General features: G+C 43.2%; 12 protein-coding genes and 1 pseudogene. 10 read left to right on the top strand and 3 right to left on the bottom strand.

Features of this window, described 5'->3' with window-relative positions:
* The first annotated feature begins 927 nt into the window (after nucleotides 1–927).
* The 3 genes and pseudogenes from ORD22_RS14035 (at nucleotide 928) to ORD22_RS14045 (ending at nucleotide 4,765) form a co-directional block, all read left to right on the top strand.
* Nucleotides 928–2,384 (top strand): annotated as a pseudogene (locus tag ORD22_RS14035) (aldehyde dehydrogenase family protein).
* A 24-nt stretch (nucleotides 2,385–2,408) separates the two neighbouring features.
* Entirely contained in the window at nucleotides 2,409–3,557 is a 1,149-nt protein-coding gene (locus ORD22_RS14040) for a saccharopine dehydrogenase family protein (RefSeq protein WP_317646745.1), read from the top strand.
* A gap of 14 nt (nucleotides 3,558–3,571) precedes the next feature.
* Nucleotides 3,572–4,765, top strand: coding sequence for an acyl-CoA dehydrogenase family protein (locus ORD22_RS14045; protein ID WP_317646747.1), 1,194 nt, complete (start codon nucleotides 3,572–3,574; stop codon nucleotides 4,763–4,765).
* A 45-nt stretch (nucleotides 4,766–4,810) separates the two neighbouring features.
* On the opposite strand, the gene ORD22_RS14050 is transcribed toward ORD22_RS14045, so the two are convergent.
* Complete coding sequence (locus tag ORD22_RS14050) at nucleotides 4,811–5,692, bottom strand: SDR family oxidoreductase (protein WP_317646748.1); 882 nt, start codon at nucleotides 5,690–5,692, stop codon at nucleotides 4,811–4,813.
* Between the two features lie 157 nt (nucleotides 5,693–5,849).
* Here ORD22_RS14050 and ORD22_RS14055 point away from each other — a divergent pair, with 157 nt between their 5' ends.
* The 5 genes from ORD22_RS14055 to ORD22_RS14075 all read left to right on the top strand — a co-directional run bounded on the left by ORD22_RS14055 (nucleotide 5,850) and on the right by ORD22_RS14075 (nucleotide 8,970).
* Entirely contained in the window at nucleotides 5,850–7,022 is a 1,173-nt protein-coding gene (locus ORD22_RS14055; RefSeq protein WP_317646749.1) for an aminotransferase class I/II-fold pyridoxal phosphate-dependent enzyme, read from the top strand.
* 546 nt (nucleotides 7,023–7,568) lie between these two features.
* A complete protein-coding gene (locus ORD22_RS14060) occupies nucleotides 7,569–7,844 on the top strand; it encodes a hypothetical protein (RefSeq protein ID WP_317646750.1) in 276 nt (91 codons plus the stop codon).
* A 293-nt stretch (nucleotides 7,845–8,137) separates the two neighbouring features.
* Nucleotides 8,138–8,572, top strand: a complete 435-nt coding sequence (locus tag ORD22_RS14065; RefSeq protein ID WP_317646751.1) for a hypothetical protein — start codon at nucleotides 8,138–8,140, stop codon at nucleotides 8,570–8,572.
* A complete protein-coding gene (locus ORD22_RS14070) occupies nucleotides 8,569–8,778 on the top strand; it encodes a hypothetical protein (protein ID WP_317646752.1) in 210 nt (69 codons plus the stop codon). The genes ORD22_RS14065 and ORD22_RS14070 overlap by 4 nt, the downstream gene beginning before the upstream one ends.
* Nucleotides 8,779–8,829: 51 nt before the next feature.
* Nucleotides 8,830–8,970, top strand: a complete 141-nt coding sequence (locus ORD22_RS14075) for a hypothetical protein (RefSeq protein ID WP_317646753.1) — start codon at nucleotides 8,830–8,832, stop codon at nucleotides 8,968–8,970.
* A gap of 52 nt (nucleotides 8,971–9,022) precedes the next feature.
* Here the strand turns inward: ORD22_RS14075 and ORD22_RS14080 are convergent, their stop codons facing one another.
* Entirely contained in the window at nucleotides 9,023–10,489 is a 1,467-nt protein-coding gene (locus ORD22_RS14080) for an MDR family MFS transporter (protein ID WP_317646754.1), read from the bottom strand.
* 163 nt (nucleotides 10,490–10,652) lie between these two features.
* On the opposite strand from ORD22_RS14080, the gene ORD22_RS14085 reads away from it, so the two are divergent.
* Together ORD22_RS14085 and ORD22_RS14090 are read left to right on the top strand one after the other, a co-directional pair.
* Nucleotides 10,653–12,731, top strand: coding sequence for a beta-propeller domain-containing protein (locus ORD22_RS14085; RefSeq protein WP_317646755.1), 2,079 nt, complete (start codon nucleotides 10,653–10,655; stop codon nucleotides 12,729–12,731).
* Between the two features lie 11 nt (nucleotides 12,732–12,742).
* Nucleotides 12,743–13,456, top strand: coding sequence for a hypothetical protein (locus ORD22_RS14090; RefSeq protein WP_317646756.1), 714 nt, complete (start codon nucleotides 12,743–12,745; stop codon nucleotides 13,454–13,456).
* A gap of 148 nt (nucleotides 13,457–13,604) precedes the next feature.
* Here ORD22_RS14090 and ORD22_RS14095 read toward each other — a convergent pair whose 3' ends face one another.
* The gene (locus ORD22_RS14095; protein WP_317646757.1) at nucleotides 13,605–15,257 is read right to left on the bottom strand and encodes a sensor domain-containing protein; all 1,653 of its coding nucleotides are present in this window, start codon (nucleotides 15,255–15,257) and stop codon (nucleotides 13,605–13,607) included.
* Nucleotides 15,258–15,326: the final 69 nt, after the last annotated feature.

Below are 15,326 nucleotides of genomic sequence, written 5' to 3' on the forward strand. Positions count from 1 at the left end.
GCGGGAGCCATCCGCCAGCGCCGCAGTGGGTTCAGTGATGAATTACATTTCTACATATAGAAGCGGATTGATGTGTCTGGAACTTACTACTAGTTAGTAATGTGTCGTAGCTCGACTTTTTTATGTTACTGAAGTTAGTGAAGGTCAGCTTTCTATCAACGCTTCGGCACGTGGGGGATTGCCTCCCGCCAGGAGCCAACTAGCAAAGGACGCTAGTTGTCTCCTAGCTTCGGCCGACCCCGCAGTTGTGCCTTCGCTAGTGAGTGCAGAGTAGTTTTAGTAGGCTTTGTTACATAAGAAAATTCACTTTTAGACTTCAACGTACTATGCCATTTACTTATCCTCACAAAACGAAGGCGCCTTACAAGCGGTAGGCGGAGCAATAAGACGGATAGGCGCCCTTCCTATCTGGCTTATTGTGGGAGCCATCCGCCAGCGCCGCAGTGGGTTCAGTGATGAATTACTTTACCGCATACAGAAGTGGATTGAAGTGTCTAGAACTCACTGAATCTCTTACTAACTTCAAAGAGCTATACCACCTACTTCCCCTCACCAAATGTAGGCGCCTTACAAGCGGTAGGCGGAGCAATAAGACAGATAGGTGCTCTTCCTGTCTGGCTTATTGTGGGAGCCATCCGCCAGCGCCGAAGTGGGTTCAGTGACGAATTACTTCCCCGCATACAGAAGTGGATTGAAGTGTCTAAAACTCACTGAATCCCTTACTAACTTCAAAAAACTATGCCACTTACTTCACCTCACCAAACGCATCCGCCAGCGCCGTAGCGAGTACAGTGGTGATCACTTATGCAACTAGGCCTACAAAAACTTCAGAATAAGTCTCGTAATAAAGGAATAGGATGATATATTGTCGAAATACTCTAATAAGGGCAATTACGAAAAAACTGTAAATGGAAAGGGGCAAGACAGATGAAACTTACTAACTACATCGACGGGGCATGGCAAAAAGAGGCGGCAAACTATGCGGCTGTGATTAATCCAGCGAACGGAGAAGAGCTAGCACATGTACCGCTTTCCACAGAAGAAGAGGTTCAGCAAGCGGTAGCGGCAGCGAAGAAGGCGCAGAAGCAATGGGCGCTTGTACCGGCACCGAAACGTGCGGACTACTTATATGAAATTGGCCGGCTGATGAAAGAAAAAAAAGAGCACCTCGCGCAAGTACTGACGAAAGAAATGGGTAAAGTAATAGAAGAAGCACGCGGCGAAGTACAGGAAGGTATCGACATGGCCTTTTATATGGCGGGAGAAGGTCGTCGTTTATTCGGCGAAACGGTACCGTCTGAGCTTCAAGATAAATTCGCTATGAGCGTACGTGCTCCTATTGGCGTCGTTGGCTTGATCACTCCTTGGAACTTCCCGATTGCGATTGCGACGTGGAAGTCATTCCCAGCCATTGTAGCGGGTAATACGTTCATTTGGAAGCCGGCAACGGAAACTCCGTTAATGGCGTATGAAATGGCATTGATTTTTAAAGAAGCAGGTTTGCCAAATGGTGTGGCGAATATCGTCTTCGGATCGGGTGCGGATGTTGGAACGGCACTGATTGAGCACCCGGATGTACGAGTGATTTCGTTTACCGGATCAACAGAAACGGGTCGTCAAGTGGCGGAACTTGGTGGCCGCCACTTGAAGAAAGTCTCATTGGAAATGGGCGGTAAAAATGCAGTCATTGTCATGGACGATGCAGATCTCGAATTGGCAGTTGAAGGAATTTTATGGAGTGCATTCGGAACGGCTGGGCAGCGCTGTACGGCATGTAGCCGAGTAATTGTTCATGAAGCAGTCAAAGAGCAATTGCAATCGCGACTGATTGAAAGTATGAAAGAGTTGACGATGGGTAATGGGCTGGATGAATCGGTGAAGGTCGGTCCTGTTATCAATGCAAAAGCACTTGAGAAAATAGAGAGTTATATAGAAATCGGTAAGCAAGAAGGTGCGAAGCTAGTGGCGGGCGGAAATGTCTTGAATGAAGGAGACTTTGCGAATGGTCATTATTTCGAGCCAACGCTATTCGTAGATGTGGCATGGGATAGTCGCCTCGCACAAGAAGAAATTTTTGGTCCAGTCGTTTCGCTCATTACAGTCGGCAGCCTCGATGAAGCGATAAGTACGGGCTGTCGAGTTCAATTTTCTCGCAAGATGTCAATAAAGTGTTCCGTGCACAACGCGATTTGGATACAGGAATCGTCTATATTAATGCAGGAACGACAGGCGCAGAAATTCATTTACCGTTTGGCGGGACAAAAGGAACGGGGAATGGTCATCGGGATTCAGGTGTTGCGGCGCTTGATGTCTTTACGGAATGGAAGAGCATATATATTGATTACAGCGGTAAATTGCAACGTGCACAAATCGATACAGAATGAACTACAGGAAGAAGGGATGGGCAGATGAAAGTTGTCGTATTAGGTGCGGGATTAATGGGAAAAGAAGTAGTTCGGGATTTAGTGAAGCACGATGAAGTGAAGAAAGTTTATTTAGCAGACCGAGCGATTCGGCAGGCGGAAGATTTTGCGGAGCAACTGATGTCCGATAAACTCGATATTCTCTTACTAGATGCCAGGAATGACGTGCAGTTGAGTGATGTTATTGGACTTGGCGATATCGTCGTCAATGCGCTATTTTATACATTCAATGAGAGTGTTGCTCGCTGTGCAGTCGAACGCGGTGTACATGTTGTCGATCTAGGTGGACATATCGGTGGCGCTACGGATAAAGTCTTGGCATTGCATGAACAAGCGGCTGCTAAAGGTGTAACGCTCATTCCAGATCTAGGTGTGGCACCTGGTATGATCAATATACTAGCGGGTTATGGGGCTTCGACACTTGATGAAACGAGCGAGATCAAGCTTTACGTCGGTGGTGTACCTGTAAAACCTGAGCCACCACTGAATTACAATGTGGTCTTTTCATTGGAAGGGTTATTTGACCATTACACAGATTCTTCTCGCGTCATTCGTCAAGGACATGTGGTCGAATTGCCTTCATTATCTGAAGTAGAGTCGCTTGAGTTTACCGGTTATGGCACGATGGAAGCTTTCCATACATCAGGTGGGACTTCAACGTTACTAGAATCATTCCCTACGATTGAGACGCTAGAATATAAGACAATTCGTTATCCTGGGCATGCAGAAAAGATGAAGTTATTAGTCGATCTTGGCTTGCTGTCGAGAGAATCAGTAATCCAAGTAGATGGCAAACCGTTGCGTGTGCGTGATGTGATGCTAGAACATCTGACACCCCAATTACGTCTTGGCAACAAGTCGGATGCAGTATTATTACGTGTCATCGTTAGTGGAATGAAAGAGGGACAGCCGAAAACAGTGACGTTTAATATGATTACTGAAAAAGACCAATCGACGAATGAAACAGCGATGGCACTTGCGACGGCTAATACGATTTCCGTTGTGGCGCAGATGATTGGTAACGGCGTGATCACAAAAAGAGGTGCGTATCCACCCGAACAAATCGTGCCTGGAAATCTCTATATAGAAGAAATGAAAAAACGCGGTGTAATAATCGAAGAACAGTCATCGTAAAGGAGGACACGGAGATGGACTTTACATTTACAGATGAACAAAACATGTTACGCAAGGCAGCTAGACAATTTGTCGATGCGGAAATTATGCCGCATATAGCGAAATGGGATTCGCAAGGTAGCTTTGATCCGGGAATTTGGAAAAGGCTTGCGGATCTCGGGTTCATGGGGGTTTGTGTGCCTGAAAAGTATGGTGGCAGTGGCATGGATTATAATTCATTAGCTATTTTATGCGAAGAATTAGAACGTGGAGATACTGCATTCCGTACAGCAGTTTCGGTGCATATCGGACTGAATTGTATGACGCTTATGCAGTGGGGAACGGAAGAGCAAAAGCAGAAATACTTAGTTCCACAAGCGAAGGGTGAAAAGATCGGTGCCTTCGGATTAACGGAACCCGGTGCTGGGTCAGATGTGTCAGCGATTCAGACGACTGCCGTGCGTGACGGCGATGCGTATGTAATCAATGGGCAGAAAACGTGGATTTCGCTTTGCGATTCAGCGGACCATTTCCTCGTCTTCGCGTATACGGATAAATCAAAAAAACACCACGGCATTAGCGCGTTCATTGTAGAACGAACGATGCCTGGCTTTTCATCAAAAGCGATTAAAGGTAAGTATGGAATTCGTTCAGGTAATACGGGTGAACTGTTTTTCGAAGACGTTCGTGTGCCAGCAGCTAATTTAGTAGGCGAAGAAGGTGAAGGATTCAAAATCGCCATGGCAGCGCTAGATAACGGGCGATTTACAGTGGCGGCGGGTGCGGTTGGTCTGTTAAATGCTTGTCTTGAGGCGAGTATTGAGTACGCTAAAACACGCGAGACATTCGGTAAGAAAATTGGTGAACATCAATTGGTACAGCAAATGCTTGCGAAGATGGAAGCGGGCTATCAAATGAGTCAACTTCTCGTCTATCGTGCAGGTGAGTTGAAGAATAAAGGAATCCGTAACACGCGTGAAACGTCACTGGCGAAGTGGCAGGCTTGTGATTTTGCCAACCAAGCAGCAGACGACGCGGTGCAAATTCACGGCGCATACGGCTATTCAGACGATTTTCCCGTCGCGCGCTATTTACGAAACTCTAAAGCACCGGTGATTTACGAAGGTACTAGAGAAATTCATACGATTATGCAAGCGGAATATGTGCTAGGCGAACGTAGCGATAAGAAGTTAAATCGTATGTTACCGAAATGGCCATTTGAGGAATAAATTGAAACAAGCATAGTTTTGAGACTATGCTTGTTTTATCATGAATTACGAACCGACATAATCGCCACCATTTACGTGAATCGTTTGTCCGGACATATAGCTAGCGTCTTGTGAAGCTAGGAATACATAAGCGGGCGCATTTTCTACAGGCTGCCCACGGCGTTTCATCGGTGTATCAGATCCGTGTTCTGCAACTTTTTTTGCATCAAAGGTCGCTGGAATGAGTGGAGTCCAAATTGGGCCTGGAGCCACAGCATTCACACGAATCCCTTTATCGCTCAAGTTCAAAGCTAGTGACCGTGTGAAGCTTGTGATAGCGCCTTTCGTTGCTGAGTAATCAAGCAAGTCCTTCGAGCCGTTATATGCTGTGATTGAAGAAGTATTGATAATGCAATCACCTTTCTTCATATGTGCGACTGCAATTTTTGAGAGATAGAATAGTCCAAAGAAATTGGTTTCAAAAGTTTCTTTGAGTTGATTTGCTGTAATGTTCTCAATCGACTCTTGTGGAAACTGTTTGCCGGCGTTATTGACGAGTATATTAAGTTCGCCAAAATCCACAATCACTTGATGAATCAGCTGTTCACAGTTATCTTCTATACTAATGTCCGTCTGATATTTCTTCGCCTTACCGCCATAGTGTTCAATCAATTTAAGCGTTTTATCGGCATCCTCGTCTTCCTGGTCTGCTAAATAGGCGATCGCGACATTTGCTCCCTCTTTTGCGAATGCAACGGCGACAGCTCTTCCGATACCACTGTCTCCACCCGTAATTAATGCAGTTTTACCTTGTAGTTTATCTGCGCCTTTACGATTGGGATCATCATAAATCGGAGCCGGATGCATGTCTTCTTCTACACCTGGTTGTTCAGCTTGCGTCTGACCGGGTACTTGCTTATCAATTTTTTCGAATTTATCGTTAGTCACATGTATCCTCCCTCTATAAAGTTGATCATCAAAAGTATGCCCAGATTTGCATTAGACAAACATCCACAGATTATTGCTAAAGTTTTTTTCAAGATGCAACTCTGCGTGTTATAATGAATTGACAAACTATTCTATAACAGCTAAGGAGTGCAACTTCATGAAATTCAAACCGTCCAAAAAAATGTCCATATTTCCACCCGCTATTTTCGGTGACCTAAAAGCAGCTGCTGCGGAAAAGCGTGCAACTGGAGCTAACGTCATCGACTTAAGCCTAGGTAGCCCGGATCTGCCGCCAGACGAGCGCGTGCGTCAAGCGTTGTCTGAGCAAAGTGCACTGGCCTCATCTTACGGCTACACGCTCGGGGGGACGAATCGATTCCATGAAGCTGTTGCGAATTACTATAAACGACGCACAGGTGTTATCATCGATCCACAAACAGAAATCTTGCAGACGATGGGTTCGCAGGAAGGACTCGTCCATTTACCGCTAGCATTTTGTGATCCGGGAGACTATGTACTAACAACAAACCCGGCATATGTCGCGTACGATGCTGGAATCAAATTAGCAGGCGCAGTTCCTTACTATATGCCGTTGCTTGCAGAAAACGGCTTCTTACCTGATTTGAACGAAGTACCAGAAGAAGTGGCACGAAATGCGAAGCTACTCATATTGAACTTGCCGGGCAATCCAGTGCCTGCCATGCCAAATGAAGAATTCTTCAAAGAAGTTGTAGCGTTCGCAAAAAAATACGAAATTATCGTACTGCACGACGCAGCGTATTCCGAATACTACTTCACCGGCGATCGACCTGCGAGTTTCTTAACAACTCCAGGGGCGAAAGAAGTCGGCATGGAAATCAATTCTCTATCAAAAAGCTTTAGTTTAGCCGGGGCACGTATCGCATACTTCGTCGGCAATGCGGAGATGATTAAAGTGCTTCAAGAATTGAAATCCAACCTTGACTACGGCACATTCGGCCCGATTCAAGAAGCTGCAGCCGTAGCTCTTGATAACGGGGAAGAAATTACCGATTGCTTGCGTGCAGAATTTTCGAAGCGTCACCATGCGTTAATGAATGGACTTGCATCACTAGGCTGGGAAACGACTCCATCAGAAGGTGGTATGTTCGTTTGGGCAAAATATCCGTTTGACATAGACGATAAAGAATTCGTCTTCGAAGCGATTAAACAAGTTGGTGTCGTTATGGTGCCGGGAAGTATTTTCGGTACAGCAGGTGAAGGTTATGTGCGACTTGCGCTCGTTCAGAAAGTGGAATTGATTGAACAGGCGATTGAGCAACTTTCGAAAATAGTGTTAGTAAAGGCTTAATTAATTGACGAAAAAGGACCGCTAATTCACTTGTGAATTAGCGGTTTTTGAAACATAAATAGCCCTAGCCGATTGATACTTATTGAGGTTGTAATGATCAATGAATCTAGTGTGTTTTAAAATCTTATAAATAACAAAGACTCTTTAAAGTTATCAATACAAAAAAGTATAGTATAGAAAAGTTTCTGATTTTTTATTGTTCTTTCTATAAGAACAAATAAACAAAAAAGAACGAGGATACTTGAAAGGATATTAATAACCAATTTGCAACTTCCTTAAGATCAATTAACAGAGCTTAACAGAAAAAAGTATATCGTTTGGGGTATCGCTCTTATGGTGCTTGTTTTACGAGCGTTGGCATTTCAGCTCGTAAGATGAACTGTTCCCGAATCAGGCCATTTGTTAGTGCAGTAGCAAGCTTTTATTTGTCCGTCGTAGGAGCAGTTATTGAACGAATGATTTTGCCGTTGTTAAAATTAACAATGAGGTGAAGCATCTATGTGGTCATTTATGTTTTATGGTTTGTTCCTAATAGGATTGATCCTAATGATCGTAGCAATAGTTAAAAACGTTGCAAGGAATTATTGGTTGGCGGGATTAATTATGTATATTGTTAGTTTTTTAGGAAGTTGGTCTATTGGTCTCTACCTGCTTGTTATACCTTTTGTTTTATGGATATTGGCTTTAGCGCATTCGTTCGGTTGGGTGAAGAAAGGTTGGCAAAATGCACCTTTTGCAGTCGTCGGAATAATACTTTGGTATTTCAGCATTACAAATATTGATGATTATTGGTTGTTTCTTCCTTTCACTTGGTTATTTTAGTTAACGTTATTAAACTACAGGGTATTTAGGAAAGGTGGGTTCACTTGAACGGAATACTGGAAAGTGTGTACCAGCTCTCAGGCGTAGTATTACTCATATGTGGCATTTATTATTATTTTCATTTCAAAAAAATCAAGAGGGAAAGGAAACTGACTACAGTTGAACTTTCTTTCTATGTCATAACTCGAATTGCATTTATATTGTTTGCTGTTAGTTCATTACTTAAGATTTTAGACAAAGGTTAATAAACAAGAAAGTGTAATTCTTGAAGAAAAAGCAATCGGGCCATTTTCATGTCAAAATCTTTAAAGTTCTCTTTTGTGCTTCTCCTTATTCTTCTAACTGGGTGTAATGGCATATCGAAATATGACGATAACGAAACAGCAGCCATTGTAAAAGGACAGGAAATTACGATTGGTGATTTACGATTTTTATACCCCGACGATACTGCGTTGGATTATCTTGATTGGGCAATTAAATTTGAATTGGTAAAACAGGAAGTAGAAGATAAGGCCCTTGATATTACTGACAATTTAGAAGCTGACGGTGACTGGTTTACGAAACTACCTCCCAAAAACACAAAAGATGAAGGTGGGAAGCAAATTCGTCAGTACGCACAATCACAAGCCAAAAAGTTAGATATGAAACCAGAAGAATGCCAACGAGAATATGCTAAAAGAATGAATGAACAAAATGCTTATCTCATTACCTATCTTGAAAGTAAATGAAGTACCAAGATGAGCCTGAATTCTCTCCAAATGTTATTCGCTATATTAAATCTACTGCAATATTCACAATGGCGTTCTCTCCCATCGTTCTTATAACCTTGCTCATTAAACCTGATGTTTTTGGTATTGCTTTAATGATATTAATCTTTGGAATAGTAATTATTGGTGCGTTTGTAATACTGACTGCCGACCATAAATCTAAATAAAATGGACGGTGGGGGTATTCTGAACAATCTAAAGAAGAGTATAAGGACTTTATGAAAAAGGTTATGAAAAAAGACTATCCAAGTGGTCATTATATCGTGAATGGATCCGCCAACTTCACTCTAGCAGACGAAGATGAAAGAAAATACATGATCGAAGCACAAGTTGAATTCACTGTAGGTAATGAAACATAAAAATAGCGTAGTTGAGAGCAATATCTCAACTACGCTTATTTTAATAGAAATTTTAAACTTTCGATTCCGTAACATCCTCTATCGGTTTCGCCCGATAGACGGTAAACGATAAAATAACCGAGACAATCGACATCGCAAAAGCAATGAAATAAACGAGTTCGACCCCTGCAACTAATGCTAAATTCACCGTAGTAGGATCAGTTGGTGTAGCGGATTGATCTAAGAATTTTAATTGTCTAGCATTCATAATACTTATGAAAACCGAGACACCAATCGCACCCGCAACTGGCTGCAACGTGGACATGACAGCTGTTCCATGTGGGTACAATCGTTTAGGTAATTGATTTAATCCATTCGTTTCTGCTGGCATCATAATAGCGGATACGGTCAACATGAGTAAAATATAACTAACAACGACGATCCAAATAGGCGTATCAATGGTTAATCGACTCATCATAAACATCGTTGCACATAACACAATACTTGAAGGAATCATGAGTACACGGGGTCCATATTTATCAAATAAATGCCCCATGAACGGTGACATAATACCATTTAAAATACTACCTGGTAACAAAATCAGTCCAGCTGTCGCAGCGGTTAGGGCGAGAGGTCCTTGCATATAAATCGGTAAAATAATTTCCGAAGCAAACATCGCCATGATGATGATTAAAAACATGAGAACTGCGTGTGTGAACATTGGATAACGGAAAACGCGCAAATCCATAACGGGCTCTTGTAATTTTAATTGTCTCATTGCGAAAAGGGCGATACCGATCACGCCTGTGCCGATGAACAGCAATACGATGGGACTCGCAAAGCCGTTCGCGCTTTCACCAACAGAACTGAATCCATAGACGAGTGAACCGAAACCGATTGTTGAAAATACCAATGATACATAATCGATTTTAGGTTTCGTCACTTCAGATACATTGACTAAGTATTTATAACCAAAGGCAATGGAAAATAACGAGAATGGAATAACGAGGATGAATAAATAGCGCCAACCTAAATAGTGAACAATGACTCCAGATAATGTAGGTCCGATCGCGGGCGCAAACATAATAACGAGTCCGATAAGCCCCATGATTTTCCCGCGACGTTCGGGTGGGTAAATGAGCAAGAAGACGTTGAAAATAATGGGCATGAGTAAACCGGTTCCAACGGCTTGAAAGAGTCGGCCGGTTAATAAAATAGCGAAAGTTGGCGCGCTCGCTGCGATAATGGTTCCGATGGTGAATACGGTCATCGTCCCGATAAATAATTGTCGGATCGTGAACCATTGCAGTAATAAGGCTGAAACAGGAATGACAACAGCCATGACGAGCATGAAGCCAGTCGCCATCCATTGTACAGTTGGTAAAGTAATTGTAAATTCATCCATCAGCGTGACGAGTGCGATATTTAATAATGTTTCATTCAAAATAGCGAAAAAGGCGCCAATAATTAGAGTTAACATGATAGGCAGAACTTTGACATTCGGATTGTCTACTAAGTATTCGTATTGCTTTTGTTCCATTTAAAAACCTCTTTCGTCGATCAAGTGAATTATAATTATAGTTACTGCACGACTTATTGCAATTTTCAAGAGCGTGGTGATTCATTTTTTTTAGCACACTGTAACCAAATCAATAAACTTCAGTCTACTCCAATAACAGTAACTATTGGAGAGGATGAAGGATATGAAGAAAAATAAAGCGCTAGCCGTCGTCAGCATCGTCGCGGTACTCGTACTGGCGAGCTTTCTACTGTGGCCAAAAGTAGGAATCAAGTCAGCGAAATCGGTACTTGCGGGTCAGCCGTTGACGTTGTATTTTACATCACCAGGTACAGTCGATGCATCGAAGTTTTATGTAACGGATCAGCAGAATAAAAAAGTGCCCGCAAAAATGACTTATGGCAATGAAAAAAGTTCATTAAAGATAGGCGAGTTACCACCTGGCGAGTATCAAGTACATTTGCCGCTAAATAGCTTTGGTGGTTGGCAACGCGCGGCGAATTCAACGGTTTCATTTGCTGTGATTGAATCGGTTCAACCGGTCACATCGGTGAAAGAGATTGAGAAGTTTTTTGCGCAAGTAAAGAAACGCAATACCTTTATGGGTAGAGACGATGTCGTGATGGAGTCAGCTTCTGAAGATAAAGCAACGGCGCAAGGGAATTCCAATTATTCCGAAACGAATCAGCAAGTGGCGGGTGTCGATGAAGCGGATATTGTCAAAACAGACGGCGACTTCATTTATGATGTTACGAACTACGAAGAACTAATGATTACAGATATCCGTAATCCGAAGAACATGGTAAACGCTAGTGTGACAAACTTTGGCGGTCAGTTTTATCCGAGAGAATTGTATGTAGATGATGACCTCCTTGTAGTAATCGGTAACCGACAATCACAATCGCCTGATGCGATGACTTCCAATCGCATCATGCCTATGCAAGAGCTTTCCGTTATTCGTGTCTATGATGTGACGAATCGAAAGCAACCAAAACTACTGCGCGAAGCAGGGGCGGAAGGCTATATTATCGGCACGCGAAAAATTGATCAGCACGTCTATATGATCACGAATAACCAGCCGATGTATTGGATGACAGATATGCCAGTTGAAGGCGAACAATATTTGCCGAAAGTTTTTGATTCTACTATAAACCGTACGTCACAACCGATGGAATTAGATAAAATCTCCATCTTGCCTGGTGCGATGGAACCTTCTTATTCTGTCATTACGGCAATCGATATTCGCTCCGCAGCTGAGGGCAGTGTTCAGACGAAAGCGTATTTAGGTAGTGGTGAACAACTGTATATGTCGAAGGACAATATCTACTTAACGTCCACGCAATATGATGAAGGGCGGAGCTATATGGCAGGAAATAGTGAAGTATTCAAATTCGCATTGAACGGTACGTCGATTAATTTCCAGCAAACCGCCCAATTAAAAGGAACGATTTTAAATCAATTTTCAATGGATGAGCATGATGGCTATTTCCGGGTCGTGACGACGGAAGGCAATCTATGGGATGAGAAAAATGTTGCCAAAAACCATTTATTCATTTTAGATAGCGAGATGAAGCAAGTCGGTTCGGTGGAAAATCTTGCGGTCAATGAACGAATCTACTCTGCGCGTTTCATCGGAGATAAAGCCTATATGGTGACATTTCGCGAAACGGATCCGCTATTCGTCATGGACGTCGGGGATCCTAGAAATCCGAAAGTGTTAGGTGAGTTAAAAATTCCGGGCTTCAGCAATTACTTGCATCCGCTTGCCGATGGACATTTAATCGGCTTCGGCTACGAGACTGTTGCGAAGAAAAATCCACAAGGCGGGGAGCCAATTATCCAGACGCGGGGGATGAAGATTTCCTTGTTTGACGTTACAGATTTCGCCAATCCGAAAGAACAAGCGTTTGAAATCATTGGAGAGCAAGGTACGTATTCCCCTGTTCAACATGATCACCGTGCGTTGTTTATTCATCCAGCAAGAAATCTCTTCGGCTTTCCGATTACTGTTTACAAGGAAGGGAAGAACGGTAATTATCTGCATCTTGAAAAGGTTGGTGCGATGATTTATGAAATTACTGCAGAGAAAGGCATTACGATGAAGGCGAATTTGACTGATTCAATTACGCAGGATTATATGGATTGGGAGAGAGAGGTTCAGCGTTTGTTGTATAGTGGCGATGCCGTGTACACGATTGCCGCGGGTGAAGTGAATAGTTACTCGTTGGATGGATTTAGAGTGTTGGATGTAGTGGAGAAGTGATAGAGTAATTTGTGTCCGCGCTCATAGAAATCGTTCTCGCGCTCATAGGAATCGTTCCCGCGCTCATAGGAAGCGTTCCCGCGCTCATAGGAATCGTTCTCGCGCTCATAGGAATCGTTCTCGCGCTCATAGGAAGCGTTCTCGCGCTCATAGGAAGCGTTCTCGCGCTCATAGAAATCGATCTCGCGCTCATAGGAAGCGTTCTCGCGCTCATAGGAAGCGTTCTCGCGCTCATAGGAATCGTTCTCGCGCTCATAGGAAGCGTTCCCGCGCTCATAGGAAGCGTCCCCGCGCTCATAGAAATCGATCACGCGCTCATAGGAAGCGTCCCCGCGCTCATAGGAAGCGTTCCCGCGCTCATAGAAATCGATCACGCGCTCATAGGAAGCGTCCCCGCGCTCATAGAAATCGATCACGCGCTCATAGGAAGCGTCCCCGCGCTCATAGAAATCGTTCTCGCGCTCATAGGAATCGTTCTCGCGCTCATAGGAAGCATTCCCGCGCTCATAGAAATCGATCTCGCGCTCATAGAAAGCATTCTCGCGCTCATAGAAATCGTTCTCGCGCTCATAGAAATCGTTCTCGCGCTCATAGAAAGCATTCTCGCGCTCATAGAAAGCGTCCCCGCGCTCATAGAAATCGTTCTCGCGCTCATAGGAAGCGTTCCCGCGCTCATAGGAATCGTTCCCGCGCTCATAGGAATCGTCCCCGCGCTCATAGCCTAACCGACCTCAATACAAAAACATTGTATTTTCATCCCCCGTCCAGTAAGCTGTAAGGAAATAGGCAGATAAAATCTAACTACCCATATAAACGAAAAAATGGAGCCCTTTCTATATGAAAGGAGCTCCATCTAATTTTAGTGGACTAATTTTAGTAAATATCGATTTGGTCAGCGGGTAGTGGTATACCAATATAGTGACCTTGTACCGCATCGATTCCCATTTCCTTCAACAAATTAAACTGGTCTTCATTGACGACGCCTTCAGCGACCGTATATAGGTTCAACTTTTTGGAAAGCTGAATAATTCCTTCTACTAACTTTTGCGTCTTTGGATTACTAAGTAAAACTTCGGTAAAGATCCGGTCGATTTTGATAGTTGAGACAGGCAAGTGTTGCAAATAGCGCAACGATGCATAACCTGAACCAAAGTCGTCTAGCGTGAATTGGAATCCGAGGTTTTGAAGCTCGGACATTTGAGTGAGTATAGATTGTTCTTCCTCCGCCTTGAGAGCGAATGTTTCTGTGAACTCTAAGTATACTTTGTTTGCCGGACAGCCTGTATCGTTTAAGATAGAGAGTAGACGGTCTTTCCATTGTGGATTCAATGATTCTCGAACAGAAGAGTTAATGGAAATGTCCATATCCGTACCCGCGCGGTGCCATTTCGTCGCAAATGTCATCGCTTCTTCTGCTACGTAGGCTCCGACTTCTTCTATCAATCCATTTTCTTCTGCGATGGGAATCAATTCATCAGGACTAATGACGCCGAGCTCCTCATCTTCCCAGCGAACCAATGCTTCATAGCAAGTAATCTTATTGCTGGCAATATCGAATTGCGGCTGATAAGCAACGTGTAATGAATTTCGGTCTAGCGCTGTCAGCATTTTACGATCGATTTCAAGACGGCGATTTAACGTTTTATGAGACGCGGCAGAGAGTGAAGCGATTCGTCCGCCACCTGAGCTAATGACTTCATTCGCAGCCGCAAGAGCTACTTGATATAACTGCACATATGTTTGTTGATCTTCGGGGAAACGTACAATCCCGCCGCTGATCGAAAGCGTTTGTGCGTTATGACTTAAGTAAATCGGTTGTTGTTTTAGAAAATCATAGAATCCTTGAATATACCAATCACCAAATGCTGTGAGGACGACGAAACTATTCGTGTCAATCCGTGCAATCGGGCTATCTTGGAAATAACGCTTTAGACGATTAGTGAATTCTTGAATCAGTTGTGTTTCAGAATCTGAAGATTGTAATTCTTTCATAGTGAAGTAATGATCGATTGTTAAATAGACGAATGAAAAATGAAGTCCTTTGCTAACCCGCTCATTAACGACTTTTTCCAATTTGTGGCGGCTCATTAATCCAGTTTCTACATCAATAAATGCGATTTCTCCTAGCTTTTCTTGCAAGCGGATATCTTCTGTAATATCCAGTTCTAAGAAAAGTGCGGATTGTAATTCGCCTTCATCGGTAGTGGTAGGGACAGCTAGCATATTTACAAAAAACGGCTTGCCGTCGCGAGACATTTTTTCTACTTTACCTGACCAGGACTGACCTAACAGTAAACGATCCCAAATCGAGTTGACGACCTTTTGGTTTTCGGCGCGATCCGAAAACATTTGCCAAATAGATTTTCCAATGATGCGTTTAGGTGTCCATCTACTCACATGTAAGTAATTTTGATTTGCATAGGTTATTAGTCCTTCACCATCTGTATGGATGACTAATTGAAATTTGTCGAGACTATTGACTAATGAGTTATATTCTTTTGTTTCAGGGAAGTCGATAGTATTCATTAGAGAATGCTCCTTTCAAGTTCTACTATATAACTATTATAAGCGAATATCGCCTTGTGTCTATATTAT

The organism is Sporosarcina sp. GW1-11 (assembly GCF_033088395.1).
Lineage (GTDB): Bacteria > Bacillota > Bacilli > Bacillales_A > Planococcaceae > Sporosarcina.

Excerpts from the sequence above, each read along its gene's own strand:
- ORD22_RS14040 (WP_317646745.1), top strand. The coding sequence starts at position 2,409 with ATGAAAGTTGTCGTATTAGGTGCGGGATTAATGGGAAAAGAAGTAGTT.
- ORD22_RS14045 (WP_317646747.1), top strand. The coding sequence starts at position 3,572 with ATGGACTTTACATTTACAGATGAACAAAACATGTTACGCAAGGCAGCT.
- ORD22_RS14055 (WP_317646749.1), top strand. The coding sequence starts at position 5,850 with ATGAAATTCAAACCGTCCAAAAAAATGTCCATATTTCCACCCGCTATT.
- ORD22_RS14060 (WP_317646750.1), top strand. The coding sequence starts at position 7,569 with ATGATCGTAGCAATAGTTAAAAACGTTGCAAGGAATTATTGGTTGGCG.
- ORD22_RS14065 (WP_317646751.1), top strand. The coding sequence starts at position 8,138 with ATGTCAAAATCTTTAAAGTTCTCTTTTGTGCTTCTCCTTATTCTTCTA.
- ORD22_RS14070 (WP_317646752.1), top strand. The coding sequence starts at position 8,569 with ATGAAGTACCAAGATGAGCCTGAATTCTCTCCAAATGTTATTCGCTAT.
- ORD22_RS14075 (WP_317646753.1), top strand. The coding sequence starts at position 8,830 with ATGAAAAAGGTTATGAAAAAAGACTATCCAAGTGGTCATTATATCGTG.
- ORD22_RS14080 (WP_317646754.1), bottom strand. The coding sequence starts at position 10,489 with ATGGAACAAAAGCAATACGAATACTTAGTAGACAATCCGAATGTCAAA.
- ORD22_RS14085 (WP_317646755.1), top strand. The coding sequence starts at position 10,653 with ATGAAGAAAAATAAAGCGCTAGCCGTCGTCAGCATCGTCGCGGTACTC.
- ORD22_RS14095 (WP_317646757.1), bottom strand. The coding sequence starts at position 15,257 with ATGAATACTATCGACTTCCCTGAAACAAAAGAATATAACTCATTAGTC.